Annotated in this window: 2 protein-coding genes; both read right to left on the minus strand. The window is 45.9% G+C overall.

Annotation, left to right across the window (positions count from 1 at the left end):
- Window positions 1–217: helix-turn-helix domain-containing protein (locus B5F07_RS22265; RefSeq protein WP_162613204.1), on the minus strand; the 217-nt coding region annotated here is incomplete at its 3' end.
- Window positions 201–505, minus strand: a 305-nt coding sequence (gene tnpA / locus B5F07_RS22270; protein WP_087163339.1) for an IS200/IS605 family transposase, incomplete at its 5' end; no start/stop codon positions are given. The genes B5F07_RS22265 and tnpA, both read right to left, overlap by 17 nt.

Genomic DNA, 505 nt, shown 5'->3' on the forward strand with positions numbered 1-505 from the left:
CATTCGCAAGCGCAAGGGAATCGACCTCTTTCAGCCAGGGATATTCTTTTTTATATGCCGCAGGGGTGATCTTTCTCATTTGTTTTGTTTCCTCATACGCCTGCTTCTTATCTGCCAGCATATGGTTATAGACAAACCTGCAGCAGCCAAAGGTTTTATGGATCAGAATCTCCTGCTCCCCGGTCGGATAGATCCGAAACTTATATGCTCTGTTCATCCTTCTCCCCCTGACTCTCTATGTACGCCCTGATCACTTCAACCGGCGCCTCTCCCGCAGTCACCAGGCAAAAGCTCTGGCTCCAGAATGCCTCTTTCCATAACTTCCCACGGATCTGCGGATATTCTTTTTTGATGAGACGGCTGCTGGCGCTCTTATACGCATTTATAAATTTACTAATCTCCGATTTCGGCTGTGCACGGAACATAACATGGACATGATCCTGATCATGATTCCATTCTTCTAAAGCAATCCCGTACTTTGGTGAAATATACTCAAAGATATCCT

This window comes from Lachnoclostridium sp. An169, assembly GCF_002160525.1.
In the GTDB taxonomy this organism is placed as follows: domain Bacteria; phylum Bacillota; class Clostridia; order Lachnospirales; family Lachnospiraceae; genus Mediterraneibacter; species Mediterraneibacter cottocaccae.